Here is a 21,487-nt window from a genome sequence, read left to right as displayed (position 1 = left end):
CCCATGCTGCGCTGGCTGATCGGCCTCTTTACACTCCTCATCGCCTTTCCGCTCAGCGCGCATGAACTGCGCCCGTCGGTCGTGGAAATGCGTGAGACGGACAAGGGGCAATATACGCTCGATTGGAGGGTGACGCTCTCAGTGGGCAGTGCCGGGCTGCTTGCGGATCGCTTGGAGCCGGTGATCCCTGACAATTGCGCGATCCGGGGCGAGGCGGTGCAGCGCATTCAGTCCGCCGCCCTTATGGGCCGCGCTAGTCTGACCTGCGAAGGTGACCCGGCAGGCGGTGCATTTGGGCTTTCCGAGCTGCTCGGCAAATCGGACGCCATCGCGCGCTACATTCCGATAGATGCGCCAACGCAAAGCTTCCGCCTGACCGCTGACGAGCCATCGACTACGATCCTAGCAGAGCCGTCGCCGCTAAGCGTCCTGTGGGACTATTTCATCATTGGCGCAGAGCACATTGTGTTTGGCTGGGACCACCTTCTGTTTGTGATTGCGCTGGTGCTTTTGATCCGCAGTCCGTGGCCTGTGATCAAGGCGGCGACCGCCTTCACGGTTGCCCATTCGCTCACTCTGGTGGCCACAGTGCTCGGCTATTCAGGGCTTCCAGGACGCCCGGTAGAAGCGCTGATTGCGCTCTCCATTGTGTTTCTTGCAGTCGAGGTAGCGCTCATTCTGCGCGATCCTGACCGGCAGACACTGACACGCCGTTTCCCCTGGGCTGTCGCCTTTGCCTTTGGCCTTGTGCATGGCTTTGGATTTGCAGGCGCGCTTGCCGATATTGGTCTGCCCCAAACCCAGCTCGCCGCCGCACTCTTCGCGTTCAACGTCGGGGTCGAGGCAGGACAGCTCTTGGTTGTCGCGCTCACGATAGTGGTTTTGTCAGCGCTCAGGCGCATGCCGTCTCTGATCGAGAACAGAGCGCTCACCGCGGCAACCTATGGTATTGGCGCCATTGGCAGCTTCTGGTTGATCGAACGGCTTATCGGTTAAGGCAGCGGCCTGCGTCTTTGGCCCCTAACGCGTTACCAAAGCCAGACGTAGAGCCCCACAAGCATCGCCACTGTGATCGCCGCGAGCGTGTTGAACAGTGTGCTTGTCGCAAAGGCTATATCGGAAAGGTTCACGGTGCGCTCTTCGTCTGGCGCTGTGGTCATGCGTGATATGGCCGCGGCGGCCACCAAAGCGCCGAGGAAGACGAACCAGATACGGATTATGAACGGCACGTCTGGCATACCGAACTTCAATGCGATGTTGACCAGCAGTGATCCGATAAGCGCCGTAAGGGCGCCTGCCGCGTTTGTCTTCTTGTCGAAGAAACCAAGCAGGAAGACCACGACGATCCCCGGCGCGATAAAGCCGGTGTATTCCTGAACCGTCTGAAACCCGCTCTCGAAACCGCCAATGAAGGGACGGGCAAGGACAAGTGCAAACGCCATAGCGCTGAATGCCGCGATCCGGCCAACGGTCACATAGTGCTGGTCACCGCGATCAGGCCGCACCGCCTTGTAGAGGTCCATGGTGAAAATGGTGGAGACCGAGTTCATCATCGAGGCAAGCGATGAGACAACCGCTGCGATGAGAGCCGCAAACACCAAACCGCGAAGGCCAGCGGGCGCAAAGGCCATGAGTTCGCCGTATGTGCGGTCCGATTTCTCGGCAAGTGCTGATCCATCAAGCACGCCTTGCTGCGCCAAGATGACCGCTGCAATACCGGGCACCACCACGATAAACGGCACGAGGATCTTAAGGAAAGCGGCAAAGGCGAGGCCTTTTTGCGCTTCGCCAAGGTTCTCAGCTCCAAGTGCGCGCTGGATGATGTATTGGTTGAAACCCCAATAGCTAAAGTGCAGCACCCAAAGCCCGCCCAGAAGCGTCCAGATACCGGGCAGGTCACCGTATGCAGGATGCTCAGGCTCAAGGATCATTTCAAAGTGCCCCGGCATCTCACCCATAAGATAGGCAAAACCTCCGAGCGCGCCGTCAGCGGGAAGGGCATCAAGGGCGAACCATGTGATCGCAAGACCCCCGATTACAAGCACGAAGACCTGGATGATGTCTGTAAGAGCAACCGCCTTAAGCCCGCCGTAAAGCGAATAGAGCGCTGCAAATCCAGCCAGAGCCATCATGCAAGACATAATCCCCCAACCTGTGAGAGATTGCACCGCAAGCCCGCCCAGCCAAAGGACCGCCGTAAGGTTTACAGCGGTGTAAAGAGCGACCCAAAACACGCTCATCAGGTTCTTTACACCTTCCCCATACCGCTGCTCCAAGAACTGGGGCATGGTGTAGATTTTGCGTTTGAGGAAAATGGGTAGGAAGAACTTGGCAACGATAATAAGGACAATCGCCGCCTGCCACTCATAGGCGGCAATCGCGACGCCCACCGCAAACCCTTGCCCAGATTGGCCGATGATCTGTTCTGCAGAAATGTTCGAGGCAATCAGCGAAGCACCAATCGCCCACCAAGGCAGTGCGCGGCCAGCAAGAAAGTAATCCTCAGTGTTCTTTTCGTGCCCAGCAGGCTCGCGGCTGACGAACAGAGCAATGCCAAGCAATGCGATCGCATAGCCAGCAATAATCACGATATCTATTGTCTGAAGCGTCACCCGCGCTCTCCCCGGTTTGTATTGTTTGCGAACGCTGTTCCTTTGGAACGAGCACTCTATCCCTTCTGCCGCATCCTCGCGCACGATGCTTGAAATTTGAAGTGCAAAAGGTGTCTGAAAGCCATTCGTCGGTGCTGCTCCAGCCGCATGCGTGCCTCCTTGGCTTTATGAACCTTTCAAATCTGCTGGCACGGCTTGTCGCACTCTCAAACGCGCTTCTGGCCCTCAAACAAGCGCAAATCGCGGGCCCGTTGTTCGATTTTTTACAGATTTTCCATTTTCGATGCTGGTAGCAGGCGGAATTCTTATCCGAAGCTTGCACTAAGCCGCTGTACTGCCCTACAAAATTCCGAATTTGGCGCGCGCGATTGCATAAGTTTCGTTTCTAGGGCGTGCCAAATTTCCTTGCGCGCTGGAGGAGTCTTCAATACCCGGCAAAGCACGACCAAATGCGCGTGCTTGACGCCGCACAATCTGCTGCAACCGTCCACACAGAAAATCTGGGATCTGCCATGAGCCTTTACGCATCATACCTCGACGAGATTGAAACCCGCAAAATCCAAGGGCTTGCGCCAAAGCCGATTGACGACGGCGCGCTGGTCGCTGAGCTGATCTCGCAAATCAAAGATGCGGGCCATGAGCACCGGGCGGAGTCGTTAGAGTTTTTGATCTACAACACGCTTCCGGGCACCACGAGCGCGGCAGGCGTTAAAGCGGCGTTTTTGAAAGAGATCATCCTTGGCTCAGCGAGCGTTGCCGAGATTACCCCTGAATTCGCATTTGAGCTTCTTTCCCACATGAGAGGCGGCCCCTCGGTTGAGGTTCTGCTCGATCTTGCACTTGGCGATGATGCAGCGAATGCGGCCAAGGCAGCAGCGGTGCTGAAAACGCAAGTCTTCCTGTACGAGGCGGACACTGACCGGTTGGCGGCAGCTCACAACGATGGAAACGCCGTCGCGACCGCTATTCTTGAAAGCTATGCCAAGGCCGAATTTTTTACTAAGCTGCCCGAGATCGACGAAGAGATCAAAGTCGTCACCTATATCGCTGGCGAAGGCGATATTTCGACCGATCTTTTGTCTCCGGGCAACCAAGCGCACTCGCGCTCTGACCGCGAGTTGCACGGCAAATGCCTGATCACACCAGAGGCGCAGGCAGAAATCACAGCGCTTAAAGAAAAGCACCCCGATGCGCGCGTTATGCTGATCGCGGAAAAAGGCACGATGGGCGTTGGCTCCAGCCGTATGTCCGGCGTCAACAACGTCGCGCTTTGGGCGGGTAAGCAGGCGAGCCCTTATGTGCCGTTCGTCAATATCGCTCCGGTTGTGGCGGGGACCAATGGCATTTCGCCAATCTTCCTCACCACTGTCGGCGTGACCGGCGGCATTGGATTGGACCTCAAAAACTGGGTCAAGAAGGTCGATGAGAACGGCGAGGTCGTAAAAGATGGCTACGGCGATCCGATCCTTGAGCAGGCCTATTCGGTGGAAACCGGCAAAGTCCTGACAATCAACACCAGAACCAAGAAACTCTACGAAGGCGGCGAAGAACTCGCCGACATATCGAGCGCTTTCACCGCGCAAAAGATGGAGTTTATGAAGGCGGGCGGCTCTTACGCTGTTGTCTTTGGCAAGAAGATTCAGTCATTTGCGCAAACCACCTTGGGCCTTCCGCTCAAATCTTCCTATGCGCCCAATCGTGAGATCAGCCATGAAGGCCAAGGTCTCACCGCAGTTGAGAAAATCTTCAACCGCAATGCTGTGGGCGTAGCGGACGGCCAAACACTCCACGCTGGCTCTGATGTTCGCGTAGGCGTGAACATCGTGGGTTCGCAGGACACCACCGGCCTGATGACCAGCCAAGAATTGGAAGCGATGGCCGCGACCGTGATCTCACCAACGGTAGACGGCGCGTATCAGTCGGGCTGTCACACGGCATCGGTGTGGGACAAGAAAGCGCAAGCCAACATCCCCAAGCTTATGAGCTTCATGAATAAGTTCGGACTCATCACCGCGCGCGATCCAGAGGGTGAATACCCGGCGATGACCGATGTGATCCACAAGGTGCTGAACGATCTCACCATCGACGACCGCGCGGTTATCGTGGGCGGGGACAGCCACACGCGTATGTCCAAAGGCGTCGCGTTTGGTGCGGACTCCGGCACAGTGGCTCTGGCGCTTGCGACGGGCGAGGCAACTATGCCGATCCCCGAAAGTGTCAAAGTGACCTTCAAAGGGACACTCAAAGACCACATGGATTTCCGCGATGTGGTCCACGCGACGCAGGCGCAAATGCTCAAGCAATTTGGCGATAACGTCTTCCAAGGCCGCGTGATCGAAGTGCACATTGGCACGCTCCTATCTGACCAAGCCTTCACCTTCACAGACTGGACCGCAGAGATGAAGGCGAAGGCCTCTATCTGTATCTCCGAAGACGAGACACTGATTGAGTCCCTCGAAATCGCGAAGTCGCGCATTCAAATCATGATCGACAAAGGCATGGACAATGCAGGCGGCGTGCTGGCTGGCCTGATCGCCAAGGCTGACGCGCGGATCGCTGAAATCCGCTCTGGCGAAGTGCCCGCTCTGCGCCCCGATGCTGATGCGAAATACGCTGCTGAAGTGGTGGTGGACCTCGACATTATTGCAGAACCCATGATCGCTGATCCGGATGTCAACAATAACGACATTTCAAAGCGTTACACCCACGATACCATTCGTCCCATCTCCTACTACGGCGGTGAGAAGACAGTCGATCTGGGCTTTATCGGGTCTTGCATGGTGCACAAGGGCGATATGAAGATCCTGTCCGAAATGCTCCAAAACCTTGAGAAGAAAAACGGCAAGGTTGAATTCAAAGCGCCTCTCGTGGTCGCTCCTCCAACCTACAACATTGTCGATGAGCTGAAGGCGGAAGGCGATTGGGAATTGCTTGCGAAATACGCAGGCTTCCAGTTCGACGACACGAACCCGAAAAACGCCGCGCGCACCGATTATGAGAACATGCTCTATCTTGAGCGTCCCGGCTGTAACCTGTGTATGGGCAACCAAGAGAAAGCTGCCAAGGGCGACACGGTGATGGCGACATCGACGCGTCTATTCCAAGGCCGCGTGGTGGAAGATGCTTCCGATAAAAAGGGTGAAAGCCTGCTCTCATCCACGCCGGTTGTGGTGCTTTCAACGATCCTTGGCAGGACGCCAACGATTGAGGAATACACAGCCGCCGTTGAAGGTATTAACCTCACCAAATACGCACCTCCCGTCGCGGCATAAATGCTGCGAGGCGATAACGGCTTTGGTGATAATGGGCCAGACCATCAAGCCATCGTCGACGATGGTAACGCGCGCATTGACTGGGTGGAGCAGCACTCCCCCGTCATGCGCGGGATGGTCCGGGATCGGCTTGGCGACGGGTCTCTCAAGGGCAAGCGCATTGCCGTTGTCGTCCACCTAGAGGCGAAGACCGCCTATCTCGCGCTGCTTCTGGCGGAGGCGGGCGCTGAGGTAATCGCGGCGGGAAGCAATCCTTCGACGACGCATGGTTCAGTAGTGGCGGCTTTGCGCGATCGTGGCATTCGTGTCGTTTCCGATGCGGGCGGCGATCACGAAAGCTGGGAGAAGGAACTCCTCGCCGCCGCCGACCTTGAGCCTGAATACATCATCGATGATGGCGCGGAGCTCACCATGCGTATCGCCATGCACCGACCGCAAGCTTTCAAGCGTCTAAAAGGCGTCTCAGAAGAAACCACAACCGGCACCGCGCGCCTGTATGCTTTGCACGAGGCCGGTAAGCTTCCATTCCCAGCGCTCACCGCCAATGATGCGCGGTGCAAGCATCTGTTCGACAACCGGTATGGCACTGGCCAGACCACGATGCAGGCGCTGTTGGCGCTCACAGGCCGCAAAGTTGCAGGCGCGAGGGTGGTCGTTGTCGGTTATGGCTATGTCGGGCGCGGGATCGCTGAATATGCGCATGCAATGAATGCGCGGGTAAGCGTCATCGAAATGGACCCCGTCCGGGCGCTTGAGGCACATATGGACGGCATGCGAGTGGGCACCGCCGACGCTGTGCTCCCCGATGCGCAGTTCGTGGTGACCGCGACGGGCGGAATGCGCGCGCTTGGTGAACCGGAATTCGCGTTGCTCCCGCACGGCGTGATGCTTGCCAATGCGGGGCACCACGATCTAGAAATTGATGTGGATGCGCTAAGCGAGTTGGCCGAGGCAGAAACCGTTTCTGGACCGGAAATTTACACCTTTGCGCTCTCGGACCGAGACATCCACGTCCTGTGCCGAGGCGCTCTTGTCAATATCGCTGGGGGAAGCGGTCACCCGGTTGAGATCATGGATCTATCCTTCGCGGTTCAGGGGCTTGGTGCGCACCATTTGATGAATTCACAGATGGAGCCGGGCGTTCATATTCTCCCCAAATCCATCGACGATTCCATCGCAGAGGCGAAACTCGCTTCGCTTGGGATCGGGCTTACCCATGCACGCGAAGAGCAAGAAGATGATCTGCTAGGGCATGTCGATAGGATCGAGTTGTGACTGGGAACGTAGCGCTAAGTGGCGGAGAAGCACATGCTGGTTTATCAGCCATCAAATGGGCTCGCGGCTCGATGCCCTTAAGCGCAGATGCGACCGGACTATTAAAGGCCAAACTCGGCGGCTCAATCGGCATAGGGTTACCCCTTGATGCGGCCACTGCGAGCCTCGGTCAAATTCTCTCAGGCGCTGGCCTCGAGGTTAGCTTTCTGGTCGAAGATACGCCTCCGGGCGCTCTGGACCTGATCGCTGCGTTAGAGCTTGCGGGCGCAAAATTCACCGCAAGCCGCGATGCGTTCATTTCGCAAGAACTGGACGTCATGCTGGAGACCAATGGAGAATTGCTGTGTTCGTACACAGCGCCGCTCAAAACAGCGCCGCTCAAAGGAGCTATTTTGGTGAGCGCGGCCGGTTCAGACATCGTGCCCACCTCAAAGACCCCAATAATCGACATTACCCGGTCCGACCTGATGGAGATGGTGCTGCTCTCTCACGGCATCGGACAAGCGTGTGTTTCCGGGTTTCTCGATATCACCAACCTCCAGATCGCCGGCGCGGATGTGGTTGTCCTTGGTTATGGCCCGATAGGCTATGGGGTCGCCAAATATGCCAAAGCTTACGGCGGCCGAGTGATTGTCGTGGAAGCTGATCCGGTGAGGTGTGTGAAGGCGGTTATGAATGGTCAGCGCGTCCAACCTTTGGATGAGGCTTTGCGCTGCGCGTCGGTAGTTTTTCAGACGGTTGGCGGCACGGGCGGCCTAACGCGGGATCATCTCGAGAGCCTTACGAATGGCACTTTTTTGTGCAGCGCTGTGCACGCGGAAAATCCATTCGGATTGCTAATGCAGAATTCATCACCGCGCTCAAAGCCAGTCCGCGATTTTGTCGCAAGGCATGATTTGACCTCTGGGACGCATGTAAAGGTCGTGTGCCAAGGAAAGCCGCTGCATGAGTGCATGGGGCGCGGATTGCCGCTTGAATATGCAGATTTGCAGATTGCTGCTCAGATTCAGATGATTGCCAAGTTTTTGGCGCCTGACTGTGATATTCGCAGCGGACTTCAGCCGCTGTTGCCATCGGCCGAACGGTCTTTGGCGAATGCATTTGTCACCTCAACCGCAAGATCGAAGATTTAGCCTGTTTCGGTGCCCTCAAGCACCGCTGCATCTTTAGAAAGACGCTGCGCTCTCACCACAGAATCCAGGAGTTCAGCCGGGGTTGCAGGTTTCGGACAGAAAATGATCCCTGGCAATTTGGCTGAGTGATAAATCTCCGCATGACCCGAATGCATCACGACAGGAAGGCCTCGCGAGAACAAATGGAGCGCCAGGGGGAACGAATAGCCATCTGGTAATCTGATATCGAGCAGAGCTGCATCAAAGCTTTGCTCTTTAGCGAACTTCCACGCGTCTTCCATCGTTCCAGCCACCGTTACCGAGCGAGCACCGGCTTTACGAAAGGTCTTTTCAATTCCCGCAGCGACAATAAACTGGTCTTCGACGACAAGAATGGAGCGATCAGACAATACCTCATCGCAAGGTTCATATTCAAATAAGCTCATAGTAGAGCTAGAGTTGGAAACGTAATTCAATCTGAGCTCCTTCTGGGAAATACTCACGACTGAACTCACCTTTCAGTTGCCGGACCCCTGTGTCAATAAGTACTGCTCCGAACCCATCGGTGTTTTTACTTAGCTCAAAGTCAGGTGTGATTTCTGACCATTTCAATTCGACCTTCTTATCGGCCCTCTCTTCCCAAGAAATGGTGATTGACCCGTTTGGCCGTGATAAAGCTCCATATTTGGTGGCATTGGTCGTCAGCTCATGAATGATAAGGGTGAGCGTGTTTACCGCATCACCATCAACATGGACCTTTGGACCCCGCAAGGTCAGTTTTTGTGAGGTTGTATGCGGCTGGACGACGGAGTGGACCAGATCATCGAGGTCTGCGCCTCCAGTGCCAAAGTCTTTGCGCGCCAAATCGTAAACCCGGCCAAGTGACACCACTCGCTCGATCAAATCATTGGCCATCTTCTGAGTTTCAGGAAGCTCTTGCGGAGCGGCCTGAATGAGCCCGCCGATCACCGCGAACAGATTCTTTATTCGGTGGCTCATCTCTTCGACCAGCATTTGCTGGTGCTTGATCGCGGTGACTTCGACAGTCGGCGTGATGATTTTCGTTTCGCCATCGGGATTAGTGAAGAGAAAACCTCTTGAGCGGAATTGCCGCGGCTCTTTGCCTGATACTTCTATAGCGAAGTCTATTTCGAGATCTTCGCCGCTTTTTGCAGCGTGCTCCAAGGCTTCGTGGACGGTCCCGCGATCTTGCTCGACCAAATGCTCGAATATGGCCTCACGCGGATACACGCCGGGCCCGGGTAAATTGAGCTGAGCTGCCATGGTTGCATCAATGCTGGCCTCGAAAGTCTTGGCATCGTGTTCAGCCATGCCCATGCGTGCGGTCTCAAGGGCGTTGCGCAGTTTTTCTGATTGGACATTGAGGTTCTGGCGCAGGCCAACCTCTTCGGTGATATCCAGCAGAGTGATCGAGGCCCCTTCCACTGCGCCGCTTGCAAAGAAATAGGGGGTAATCCGAAGGAAAAAGCTTTTGCCTTCATCATTGGGCGGTGTGGTGCACGCCATACTTTCGCTGGTCTTGATGACTTTGTAGACCTCTTCATGCAAAGCCACCCCGGTTATCGGAATGTTGAACTCGCCCAGCGACCGTCCCTCGTCCGTTGGCACCAGCGGGAATGCGTTGCGCGCGGCCTGCGTTATGTGGCGAATTCGGCTTTCGCGGTCCAATACGATCATCGCAAGATCAGAAGATTGCAGGAAGTTGTCGAGGTCCGCATTGGCCAAGGTGAGCTCATCAATCTTGTTTTTGAGCTCCTCGTTTGCGGTTGTTAGCTCCTCATTGGCCGATTGCAGCTCCTCGTTCATCGACATCATTTCTTCATTCGAGCTTTTCAGCTCTTCATTCGCGGTTTCGATTTCCTCAACTTTGATCTTGAGCTCAAGCTTGATGCTCTTCAGCTCATCTTGAAGATCGCTGATGCGCTGGTCTCTGGAAATGGGGCGCGATGCATACTGATCAACAAGGGGTTGAAGGCGCTCGTTCACAAGGAACACGATCGCCGCTGTTTCGTCCTTCATGGGGTGCGCAAGAATGTCGGTTTTCTGGGTACCAAAAGGCGAATTGACCTCGATATCCTTCAAAGAGAGGCGCTCGCCCGTCGCAATCGCCTGCGCCGCCAATGGGGTCACCACATCTGAAAGAGCGCCGCGCCCAAGCGCCGCAAGGGTGCGCTCATCACCGGGGCGCGATTCTATAAACAGGCTCAAATCGCCTGAGCTATCAATGATTTGACCATCAGACGTCATGCGAACGAAAGGCGGCGCGTAATGCTCGTAGATCGAGAGGTTGGAGGCATCAAAGCTCTGGTGCCGGGGGAAATCGGTTTCCCGTGCAAGGCGTCCGATCCCGCGCTGCACGACGCCGTCACGCGACGTGTTGCCGAGAGGCAGGCTGACATGCATGCGTTTGGCCGCGTCATTCCGCCTGAAGAGCCGCGCTTTTCGGTCAATAGGACGAAACAGATTGTTTCCTCTACTGACGCTCTCTGAGGTTCCTAGCAAAAGGTGACCGCCCGGCCGCAAACTGAGGTGGAGAAGTGCAAACAGCTCCGATTGCAGGTGCTGCCCCAGATAAATCAGAAGATTGCGGCATGAAACAAAGTCGATTTTTGAGAAGGGCGGATTTTGAACAATGTTGTGAACTGAGAAGCGGACCAAGCGTCTGATTTCGGGAAGAAACTCAAACCTCTCATAGGCAGCAACCGTGTACTTCTCGCGATAGTGTTCAGGGATCTCAGTGTACATCGAAAGCGGATAGGACGCTTTGCGCGCATGCTCGATCATCTGCTCATCGACGTCAGTTGCAAAAATCTGGACGAGGGGGCTTACGCCAAGCTCCTCGCATGTCTCAGCAACCATCATAGCGATCGTGAAAGCTTCCTGGCCGCTGGAGCAGCCCGGAATCCAGATCCTGACCTCATTGGTGCCATTTGCGTTTTGAAGGAGCGGTTTCAAAACTGTCTGGCGTGCGTGTTCGAAATATTCGTGCTCTCTGAAAAACGACGTCACGTTGATCAGGAAATCGCGCGCAAGAGCCTGTTGTTCCTCAAGCGATTCTGCCAGATGGCCGACATATCTATCTATCGCGTCGATATCGAGCACCTGCATCCGGCGTTGCAATCGGCGCAGCAATGTGGACCGCTTGTAGCCGGAGAAATCGGCCCCTACGCCCTCCCGAATGAGGGCGAAGATTTCCTGCATCCAAGTTTCTGTGACTTGCTCTGCAAATGGAAGGCTGCCCTCAAGCGTGCCATCAAAATAGGAGCGAAGGCGCGGAATAATCTGTTCTGCTTCGAACACGAAATCGGCAAGTCCGGTCGAGATCGCCGACACAGGCATCCCGTCATAGCGCGCCTCTTCAGGCGATTGGACAGCGCAGACCCCTCCGAACTCTTTGATTGAGCGCAGGCCCGCAGTCCCATCTGCACCCGTACCAGACAGCACCACACATGCGGCTTTGTCACCTTGTACTTGCGCAACTGAGGCGAAAAAGCTGTCGATGGGGCGGCGCAGGCCCCGCGGCTCACTAAAGGGATCAAGTTTGAACTTGCCGCCTTCGATGCGCAGGCCTGAGCCGGGAGGAATTATGTGAAGGCAGTCGACCTCGACGTGTTCATTGTCGCTGATCTGGCGAACACGCAGGCGGGTTTTGCTCGATAACAGCTCTGCCATCATGCTTTCATGATTGGGATCGAGGTGCATGATGAGGACAAAGGCCATGCCTGTGCCAGTGTCGGTGTTGAGGATCATCTGCGTCACGGCTTCCAGTCCGCCTGCAGATGCGCCAATCGCAATTATGGGGAAATCAAGTTGAGAGTGAACTTCAACTCCGGAGTCGTCTGATGTTTCAAGCTCCAACCTGTTTCGCTCCCGTCCCGCAATTGTTGTCTTTGTTTGCCCGAATATGGATCATAAGACAAAAATTATTCAATTAGAACTCGTATGCTAAACCAAATTGATAATACTACAACGAAATCGGATTGAATAAGATCAGATAAAACGTGTTTTTTATTTTTGCTTGAATGAAGCCCAGCACAAATATGAGCGTGAAGGGCTGTGATCAGATCATTTAAATTGGTTGTAATCCAAATTGCATATGTATTTATACCGATATGATCTTGTGTGCTTTCCGTCTAACGCACACTTGCTTCACTCCCTGTTGCGCGCGATCAAGGTGAGGCTCCAAAGCCGCAATAATGCGAATTCCGCCTCCTGAAAACTTTGGGCGCGCTTCGAAGGTGGCTTGCGGCAGGGATCAAGATCTATGAAATGGCACTGTGCTAACCGCTGTTCTGGCACCTATATTGACGAGTGCGCTGGTGAGCGTTCCGGCGCGCGTCCTGGTCTGTTTCAAATAAACGACTTTCCTACCAAGCGGTCTTAGTGTCAGTCTCTTGGATTAGATGTTGTTGATGCAGCAAAAAGTTGAATTTGATTAGCATGCTTTTTTGCAAAGTGCGGTCAGTAGCAATTTGCGTTATGTCTACGCCCGCTCCGGGCTGAGAGGCCGAAGAGTTTGCTATGATGAACGATATGATCATGGATGGCGAAGGGCAAAGAATTTTGGTCGTCGAAGATGACCCTTTGCTGCTGGCCATGAGCGAAGATCTGATAGAGAAGATGGGCTACACCCCGTCGATCGCTGCTTCGGCTGAGCAAGCGCTCGACATGGTTGAAGGCGGCCTCCAGATCGACCTCTTGCTTAGCGATGTGGTGATGCCAGGAGGCATGAACGGATTTAAACTCGCAAACAAATTGCGATCGCACATCCCTGAATTACCCGTGATTTATATAAGCGGTCATACCGATTATCCGCTGGACGAGAGGGAGGGGGTACAGGCCCGCCTCCTTCTTAAACCGACCCCGCCAGATGTGCTTGCTCAAGAGATAGCTAAAGCACTTTTGTAGAACTTTAGCGCAAGTCTCCTAGCGCGGGGAGAGCGGCTTTCCAAATATACTCGCGAATGCCTTGTAGCACCTTTAAGCAAAATGGAAGTGCAGGGTAAGGCATATATTTGGTCAATAGATGAGAAGGGACACCTAAGCGGTCATTGACCATCATTTGTGCCGCCTTTGATCTGATGGCCGCCGAATTTACGGTAACGCAGATGGGGTGCTTTGCGAGCAGACCGTCGGCGTGTTGGACAACATCGCCCACCTCTCAGCCTGATCCTAGAACGAGCCTAACCTCAAAATGACACTGTCACATTGGCATTCCCGCCAATATGGCTGAAGTCGCTGTCGGCAAAGGTCGCTGTGCCGTTCACACCAACTCGCACTTTGCCAAAGGTCTTCGAAAGCCCGGCTTCGACCCGTGCGTAGTTGCGGTCGCCCGCGAGCGCGGTGGCGCTGCGGGTGAAGTCAGGGATGGTGACAAGTGCGGAGTTTATCTCCTGCGATCCGCCGTCCAAACGCACGTGATAGAAGCCGGAAAGATGCGCATCGACACCGGCAAACTCCAGTTGCGCCCTTGCGCCCAATTCTGCGAAGGTTTTGTCCAGCGCAAGGTCGGAGACCACCTGCGAAAGGCCCGTTGCGCCGCTTTCGGTAAAGCCATCCACATCGCTTTCCGAATAGCCCACGCGTATTGTCGGGCGGATGGTAATCACAGGGGTTGGGGCGATGGAGCGCGAGGCTTCGAACACCACTGCTATGCTGTCACCCTCAGTCTCACCCACCGACGTTTGCCCTGCCACATTCGTGACGCGCGCAAGGTTCTCGATATCGTCAGAGCCGTAGCTGAGCGCCGCGGATAGGTCGACGAAAGGCGTCTCGACCGTGGCAAAGCCGCTCACGTGCACCGAGCGTTTGTCGAACCCTCCGCCAATAAAATCGAAGTCCACATCCTTGTCGGAATACCCTAGGGCAACACCCACGGTGAAGCTATCAAGCAAGGTATAGCCAAGTGCGAGTTGCACGTTCGGACCATCGGCCTCATACCCCGCCGCAAATGTATCGCGCGTGCGGCGCATACGGTCGTATCCGGCGCGTCCATCCACCCACAGGCCATCGCCCTCAAGCCTCAAAAGCGAGCGCGCTTGCTCTTCGGTAGCAAAGCGGGCGACTTCGGTAAGGGCTGGCAGGGTGCGCGGCGCGTTGATCGTATCGGCCAAGAAAGCAGCGGAAATCTCGTGGCCCCGTGCGGTTGGGAAGAAGGCATCCCAGAACAGGAATTGATCCTGCACCGACCGGTCTGCGTTCACACATGTTGGCACGAGCGAGCACGGGTTGGTCACATCACTAAAGCCGAATTTTGCAGGGTTTGCGGCAATATCGTTGGTGAGTGTGAAACTATCGGCCAGCAGCAATGTGCCATCACCGGTATTGAGCCCCGAAAGCGAGGTCGCAAGGCCTTGATTGGTAGTGGTTGAAAAGAGCGTTGCCAGCTGCACTCCCGAAAGCCCGCCAGCGCGCGCGGCAGGCGTCTGTCCGATGTTCGGCAGGTTCGAGACAACCACCGTCCCAGCGCCTGCATCGAGCAATCTTTGCGCTGAGGCGGCTGTGTTCACAGCGTTTGCTTGTGCCCCTGAAATCGCAAGCTGCGCGGCTTGATCGGGCGGCGCCATGGTGAGGGCCGCCGTGTTCAAAGCCAGCGCTGCGTCATTACCCGAAGCGTAGAGAAGCATCACGTCGCCTTCGCTAAGGCTTCCCGCGCTCGCCAGAAAATTGTCGACTTGGCTCGCAATATCGGTGTCGTTGAGTGAGGTCAGCCCCCGGCCGATGGGGCCGGGAATAGAGCTGCCATTGCCAAGCAAAATGCCGCCTGCAAGGCTGACCGGGAGCTGGTCCGAGAATGCATTGCCGACCGCTTCATTGTTAATGTCAGTCAGATTGAAATCAAGCAGTTCGGGTAGGAGCTCCGCCGCTGTGCGCCCATTGGAAAAACGGTTGCCAAAACCTGGAGGTGAAGGCGGAAAATTGGGATCATCATTGGTCCCATTTGCCTCGTTACCCGCTTCAATGATGTCGGGAATGTTCCCCGGATCAGCGATATTGTCGCCGAAAGAGCCATAGGTTTGAGCAAAAGCGCCTTGCGCTGTGCACGCAGCGAGAGAGGTCAGCGAAATGCCAACCCATTTTACCTTTGCGAGCTTCGATATACGGATCATATTTCCCCCTCACGACCATTACACTGGTCCGATCTGAGATGTATATAGAGGTCCTAATACTCGCGGTCAGTGATATGCGTCACATATGCCCGCGATCCGCCGCAAACACGGTTTGCCTTGCGAGGGTAAAGGCCCCATATGCGCATCAATTGCCGATAAAGGAGCGAGTTGACGCAGTAAGCAAGAATAGGCGCAGCCCACATATTGAAACCGCCATCGCCTACCGATTGAGATTAGAAGTCATGAAGCGTCCAGCATCTATTTGGACCTGCTCCAGAAGCCTGCATTCTGATCTGGTCGATTTTCACTCTCAATATCAATTAACCGGTTAAAATCCCAATAGAGCGAAACATTCCGCAAACACGGTTCAGAATTGCCTCTCTAATCGTGATAAGTTGCTCTAAAGTACTTGCAAGGAGTCTAATATGCTTGTCGGTTGCCCTAAGGAAATCAAGAACCACGAATACCGCGTTGGCCTTACCCCAGAAAGCGCACGCGAACTTGCCATTCATGGGCACGATGTTTGGATTGAAAGCGGTGCCGGGCTCGGGATCGGCGCCTTGGATGACGCCTATATTGCTGCGGGCGCAAAGATCGCCGATGGCCCCGATCCGATCTTTGCTGAGTGTGAAATGGTGGTGAAGGTCAAAGAGCCTCAGGCTGTCGAAAGAGCGAAGCTTCGTGAAGGGCAGGTCCTCTACACATATCTCCATTTGGCACCCGATCCTGAACAAACCGAAGACCTCGTGAAATCCGGCGTCACTGCGATTGCTTATGAAACCGTAACAGGTGCAGAAGGCTCGCTTCCCCTCCTCAAACCGATGAGCCAAGTCGCAGGCCGAATGAGCGTGCAGGCAGGGGCAAGCGCACTCGAAAAAGCGCATGGCGGACGCGGTGTTCTTCTAGGCGGTGTACCCGGTGTTTTGCCTGCAAAGGTGACTGTTATCGGCGGCGGTGTGGTTGGCTTTAATGCAGCGCAGATGGCAGCAGGGCTTGGCGCTGATGTGACAATACTTGACCGCAATCCTGAAGTCCTTGAAAAGCTCGCTATTCACTTTGAATCGCGGGCCAAGACCCGCTTTTCCAATCTCACCAATTTGCAGGAAGCGGTTTGCGAGGCCGACCTTGTGATTGGCGCAGTGCTGATCCCCGGGGCCGCGGCGCCCAAGCTTGTCTCGCGCGAGATGTTGAAGGATATGCAGCCAGGTGCGGTGCTGGTTGATGTTGCGATTGATCAGGGTGGGTGCTTTGACACATCGAAAGCTACCACCCATGCCGATCCCACCTATGTGGTTGATGACGTTGTCCATTATTGCGTTGCCAATATGCCCGGCGCGGTTGCGCGCACGAGCACATATGCGCTCAACAATGTGACCCTTCCGCACGCCTTGAGGATTGCTGACAGGGGCTGGGTCGACGCGCTTTCGGCTGACCCGCACTTGGCAGAAGGGCTCAATGTTCACGCGGGCTCAGTGTGTTATCAGGCTGTCGCTGAAGAGCTTGGCTACGCATATGAACCGGTCGCAGATATCCTGGCCCGGTAAGTTGCGCAGAACTCGCGTTGGTGCGAGCAGGAGGTCAGTTCTTGCGGATTTGGCAAAGGAATTCTGCGACCTTTTCGTTCATAAGATTGGATTGCAGTTCCAAGTCGTCCGAAGCCTTAAGAAGTTCACCTGATACGTCGCCCACGGCGCTTGCAGCCGTGTGCAGATCCTGTGTGGATGCAGACACTTCTCCAGCGCCAGAAGCTGCCATATCAATGCTTTCGGCCAAGTTTTTGCTCGCATGGGTTTGTTGATCCATGGTCATCGCGATAAATGATGCTGCGTTCTCAAGGACGCCAATCTGCTCTCTGATATCAGCAAGCTCTTTCGCGCTTGCCTGCGAGCGCCTTTGCACCTCCTCAATCCTGCTTGAGACGTGACCGGTTGCTTCGCGCGTTTGGCTTGCGAGGTCCTTCACTTCGCTTGCGACAACGCCAAACCCGCGTCCGGCCTCGCCGCCGCGCGCGGCCTCGATGGATGCATTCACCGCCAAGAGCCGGGTGCGCCCCGCGATTGTGTCGATCAATTGGGCGATCTCACCGATGTCTTCTGACCGCTGCTCAAGAAGCGCCATCGTGGCATCGGTCGCACGCGCTGTTTCGTTTGTAAAACGGGCCAGTTGCGCGGCGGTTGCTGCCTGTCCTGCGACATTGTCGATCGAGATCGCGAACTCATCAGAGGCAGCCGCAGCAGCTGTACTGCCGCGTGCGACCTGTTCCATTGCAGCGGCGATATCTTCTGTGCGCTTAATAGCTTCGGATGCTTGCCGAGACATCGCTTTGGCAGTTGCGCTGAACTGATGGGCTGCCGAAGCAACATTGCTAGAGACCTCGCCTATGGTGTTTTCAAATTGCAATGCGAGCGTGAAAAGCTCCTCGCGCTGTAATTCGTCTTTTTCAATACGGCGCTGTTCGTCGCGCAGGCGCTCTTGCTCTCTTGCGTTCAGCAGGCTGCGTTCTGCTTCGTGCTTGGATTCGATCGCAGCGCGTTTTTCAGCTGCGCTAGCTTCCAGTTCAGCCGCGTTCCTCACATGCCGAAGGCCATGGTGCGAACGGCGCAGAAACTGGAAGTACAGCAGCATGATCAGAAAAACCAAGCCGCCGACATAATAGGCTTCGAGAGGACGGCCCACACTTACCACTCCAATGCCAGCCCCGGTTGCAATGATCGACATGTAGCTCAAGGAAAGCGGCGGATATGCCGAGCACCCAAGCCCGCCCATCGCGATCAAGGAAACCAGCATAGCGACTGCCAACCCATGCCATTCAGGCGGCAAATACCGCATTGTTGCATAGCCGAATATCGACCATCCCAACGCAAATACGAGCAAGCTAAAGTAAGCCCAATACGTCCCTTGCGCGGTTCGGATATAGTGGATTTTCCCGAACCTCGATCCGGGCGTGAAGGAAACCCCGAAGACTAAGGCGGACGCATTTATGCAAAACGCGGTGAGAATAAGCCAAGAGTTTTCGCCGAGCCCTCCAAGCAGATATATAAGGCTCATCGCAACGACGCTGTTCCATCCTGTTTGGACGATATAGCGCGATACAAGCGTGTTCTGGTACTCTCGTTGAAGGTGTTCCCATTTGGCATCGTAAGGTTGAACCCCAAAGATGCGCTGGAGAAGATTGCGGTCACGCCGTTTCGGTTCAGGCTCACGTGATGCTGCCGCGCAACCCTCGCGGTTTTGATCGAGCAAACCGGCGCTTATGTCTAGGCGGGACTCGCTGGCATGTGCGTCATCAGATATGTTTCTGTAGGTCTGAGAATTTTGGAACACTGCATTCATTAAACACCCGCCTGATGTGATACGTTTAGAGGGGCGTTGTTGATGGGCTGTAAACTGCGGTCTGAGTGTTCTCCCTTTTGCGAGTTTCGCATGGTGACAGGTGGATTTGACTCTCTTCGACTATGTCCTTAGCGCAGCGAAATTCTTTAAAAACGACAACAAAATTTGGGATTGGCAGCTGAACAACGAACCGGCCGGGTGGGCTGGCTCTTGCTTGGCTGGACTTGGGGCAGATCTGTGTAAATGGTCATGAAGGGGAGTATGTTCGCCATGTTCAAAAAAGCCTATTTTTATCGTCAGCCGCACTCAGCACATTTATGTTCAGTGGACAGGCTCTCGCTCAGTCCGCCGATCAAGAGGCTGCTGAGGACTCAAGCAGCAACGCGATCATCGTGACTGCGCAGCGCCGCGAGCAAGATTTGCAGGACGTGCCCGCCTCAATTGGCGTATTGTCGGGCGCGTCTTTGGAGAACGCTCTTTCCGGGGTTGAAGATGTTTTGGGCCTCAATGGGCGGGTCCCGGGACTGAATATAGAAAGCTCGAACGGGCGCCAATCTCCTCGCTTTTATATTCGCGGTCTTGGCAACACTGACTTTGACACTGCGGCCTCTCAGCCCGTTTCAGTCGTGCTCGATGATGTGGTTCTGGAAAACGTGATCCTCAAAGGCTTCCCGATCTTCGATGTCGAGCAGGTCGAAGTCCTACGCGGCCCGCAAGGCACGCTGTTTGGCCGCAACACGCCGGCGGGTATCGTGAAGTTTGACACCCGCAAGCCTTCGGACGTTCTCGAAGGGTCATTCAACCTCAACTATGGCCGTTTCAATACGGTCAATGCAGAGGCTGCTGTCGGCGGTCCTTTGATTGAGGACGTATTGAACTTTCGCGTCTCTGGCCTCTATCAGCGCCAAGACGATTGGGTGGACAATGCATTCACCGGAGAAGAGAATTTCTCTGGCGGCTTTTTTGATGCAGCCGCGCGCGTCCAGCTTGAACTGAATCAACCGGGATTTAGTGCGCTGGCAATGGTCAGCTATGCGGACTCGAATGCCTCAGCCACTTTCTTCCGTGCAAACGTCCTCACCGCCGGAAGCAACGAGCTCAACAATAATTTCGACCGCGATGTGGTTGCTTATGATGGGGGAGGGGGCAATCCCGCTGACCGTGATATCTTTCTATCATCGCTCCGGTTGAGCCTTGATGTGGCTGATGGCATCACACTGACCTCAATCACCAGCTACAGCGATCTCAACCGCTCCGGGCGCGGTGATATTGATGGCGGCGCAATCGACTTTGCGGGCACCTTTGGCGGGGTTGCTCCTGCGCCATTTTCACCCGGCACCAGCCTTTTTACCGGGGGAACTTTCTCGTTCCCCGGTAACATTCCGTTCCCGTCCGATACAGGCGGGCGTTCGGACAGCGATCAATTCACGCAGGAAATTCGGCTGGCGAGCGATACTTCTGGTATTTTCAACTGGCAGGTGGGGGCGTTCTATTTTGAAAACAGCCTGTTAGATTCCACCTTCCTTGGTGGCTCTCCCGCTCCGGCAACAACCTGGCAATCCGATGCTGACAGCTGGGCTGTCTTTGGTCACGTCGGCTTCGAAGTGAGCGATCAGCTCACGCTTACAGGCGGCCTGCGCTACACCGATGACGAAAAAAGCTTTGAGGTCCTTTTGGTGCCGAACCCGACATTCACGCTCGACAATGGCACTTTGGAGACATCAATTGACGATGGCCAGTTCAGCTGGGATCTGAGCGCGACTTACGAAGTCACAGACAACTTTAACATGTACGCACGCGCCGCGCGGGGTTTCAGAGGGCCGTCTATTCAAGGGCGCAGCATCGCATTTGGCGTTCCGACATCGCAGGCGCAATCTGAGACAGTGATTTCCTATGAGACCGGTTTTAAAACGACGCTGTTTGATGACACACTGCGTTTCAATGGCTCTATTTTCTACTACGAGGTGAGCGACATTCAGCTTACGGCTGTAGGCGGGGCGGGTAATTTTATCTCGCTTATCAATGCTGAAAATGCTGATGCCAACGGGTTCGAAATCGACCTTGACTGGAACCCTAGCGACTTCTTCTTCCTGCGCGCTGGTTTCGCTTATGTTGATACAGAGATCAAAGATGATGATCTCGCGGTGGCAGTCTGTTTTGCCTGCACTGTGGTCGATCCGCTGAATGAGAGCGGCCTGGCCCTCATAAATGGCAATCCGCTGCCCCAGGCACCAAGGACGAACTTCAATATCGAGGCGCAGTTCACTCTACCTGTCGGTGAGAACGAGCTTTATTTCAACGCTGATTGGTTCATTCAGGGTCAGACGAACATATTCCTTTATGAAAGCCTCGAGTTCAATCACTCGGGCAATAATGAGCTGGGTGTTCGGGTTGGATATGTGTTTGCAGACGGTCAATATGAAGTCGGCGCTTTCGCGCGGAACGTGACCGATGAAGAGAACCTCATCGGGGCGATTGACTTCAACAACAACACTGGTTTCGTGAACCAGCCGCGTATTTACGGCGTGAGCCTGCGCGGCAATTTCTAAATCAGTCTTTGGACCTAGTGAAAACACTTTAGAGGCTTCGGTGGCACCGCGCGGCGCTATCGGAGCCTTTTTTCTGATGCTGCCTGGGCACCAAATTTGAATTTGGCAAAAAGTGATTTGCGTCACTGAAGCCTTGCAGCCTTACCCCTACAGTTGTGCCCAATTGAACCACTCGGGATGCGAGATTCGTATCTCGGCCCGTTT

The 21,487-nt window shown here is 55.0% G+C and carries 12 protein-coding genes; 7 read left to right on the top strand and 5 right to left on the bottom strand.

The features are described 5' to 3' along the window. Window positions 1–3 precede the first annotated feature (3 nt). Window positions 4–996 (top strand): HupE/UreJ family protein, encoded by a 993-nt coding sequence (locus AC0V60_RS09175; protein ID WP_486178172.1) that lies wholly within the window; start codon window positions 4–6, stop codon window positions 994–996. A 32-nt stretch (window positions 997–1,028) separates the two neighbouring features. Here the strand turns inward: AC0V60_RS09175 and AC0V60_RS09170 are convergent, their stop codons facing one another. Beyond that, window positions 1,029–2,612: a sodium:solute symporter family transporter gene (locus tag AC0V60_RS09170; RefSeq protein ID WP_486178171.1), complete on the bottom strand. Its 1,584-nt coding sequence runs from the start codon at window positions 2,610–2,612 to the stop codon at window positions 1,029–1,031. A 512-nt stretch (window positions 2,613–3,124) separates the two neighbouring features. On the opposite strand from AC0V60_RS09170, the gene AC0V60_RS09165 reads away from it, so the two are divergent. From AC0V60_RS09165 to AC0V60_RS09155, 3 genes are all read left to right on the top strand, one after another. Further along, window positions 3,125–5,884 carry a bifunctional aconitate hydratase 2/2-methylisocitrate dehydratase gene (locus tag AC0V60_RS09165; protein WP_486179474.1) on the top strand — a complete coding sequence of 920 codons (2,760 nt, stop codon included), beginning with the start codon at window positions 3,125–3,127 and terminating at the stop codon, window positions 5,882–5,884. Next, complete coding sequence (locus tag AC0V60_RS09160) at window positions 5,885–7,159, top strand: adenosylhomocysteinase (RefSeq protein WP_486178170.1); 1,275 nt, start codon at window positions 5,885–5,887, stop codon at window positions 7,157–7,159. 71 nt (window positions 7,160–7,230) lie between these two features. Then, window positions 7,231–8,292 (top strand): adenosylhomocysteinase, encoded by a 1,062-nt coding sequence (locus AC0V60_RS09155; protein ID WP_486178169.1) that lies wholly within the window; start codon window positions 7,231–7,233, stop codon window positions 8,290–8,292. On the opposite strand, the gene AC0V60_RS09150 is transcribed toward AC0V60_RS09155, so the two are convergent. Both AC0V60_RS09150 and AC0V60_RS09145 read right to left on the bottom strand, forming a co-directional pair. After that, complete coding sequence (locus AC0V60_RS09150) at window positions 8,289–8,717, bottom strand: response regulator (protein ID WP_486178168.1); 429 nt, start codon at window positions 8,715–8,717, stop codon at window positions 8,289–8,291. The two genes, AC0V60_RS09155 and AC0V60_RS09150, sit on opposite strands and share 4 nt — an antisense overlap. A 7-nt stretch (window positions 8,718–8,724) precedes the next feature. Continuing rightward, window positions 8,725–12,150: a CheR family methyltransferase gene (locus tag AC0V60_RS09145; protein ID WP_486178167.1), complete on the bottom strand. Its 3,426-nt coding sequence runs from the start codon at window positions 12,148–12,150 to the stop codon at window positions 8,725–8,727. A 663-nt stretch (window positions 12,151–12,813) separates the two neighbouring features. Between AC0V60_RS09145 and AC0V60_RS09140 the strand changes: the two genes are divergently transcribed. Continuing rightward, a complete protein-coding gene (locus AC0V60_RS09140) occupies window positions 12,814–13,200 on the top strand; it encodes a response regulator (RefSeq protein WP_486178166.1) in 387 nt (128 codons plus the stop codon). Between the two features lie 281 nt (window positions 13,201–13,481). Here the strand turns inward: AC0V60_RS09140 and AC0V60_RS09135 are convergent, their stop codons facing one another. Continuing rightward, window positions 13,482–15,401: an autotransporter domain-containing protein gene (locus tag AC0V60_RS09135; RefSeq protein WP_486178165.1), complete on the bottom strand. Its 1,920-nt coding sequence runs from the start codon at window positions 15,399–15,401 to the stop codon at window positions 13,482–13,484. A gap of 425 nt (window positions 15,402–15,826) precedes the next feature. On the opposite strand from AC0V60_RS09135, the gene ald reads away from it, so the two are divergent. Beyond that, window positions 15,827–16,945, top strand: a complete 1,119-nt coding sequence (gene ald / locus AC0V60_RS09130) for an alanine dehydrogenase (protein ID WP_486178164.1) — start codon at window positions 15,827–15,829, stop codon at window positions 16,943–16,945. A gap of 34 nt (window positions 16,946–16,979) precedes the next feature. Here the strand turns inward: ald and AC0V60_RS09125 are convergent, their stop codons facing one another. Then, window positions 16,980–18,644 (bottom strand): methyl-accepting chemotaxis protein, encoded by a 1,665-nt coding sequence (locus tag AC0V60_RS09125; protein WP_486178163.1) that lies wholly within the window; start codon window positions 18,642–18,644, stop codon window positions 16,980–16,982. Window positions 18,645–19,051: 407 nt separating this feature from the next. On the opposite strand from AC0V60_RS09125, the gene AC0V60_RS09120 reads away from it, so the two are divergent. After that, complete coding sequence (locus AC0V60_RS09120; RefSeq protein WP_486178162.1) at window positions 19,052–21,283, top strand: TonB-dependent receptor; 2,232 nt, start codon at window positions 19,052–19,054, stop codon at window positions 21,281–21,283. The last annotated feature ends 204 nt before the right edge of the window (window positions 21,284–21,487 follow it).

It is taken from the genome of Erythrobacter sp. S259 (assembly GCF_057364965.1).
The sequence above is the reverse complement of the archived record's forward strand: the minus strand, read 5'-3'. Positions and strand labels throughout refer to the sequence as shown.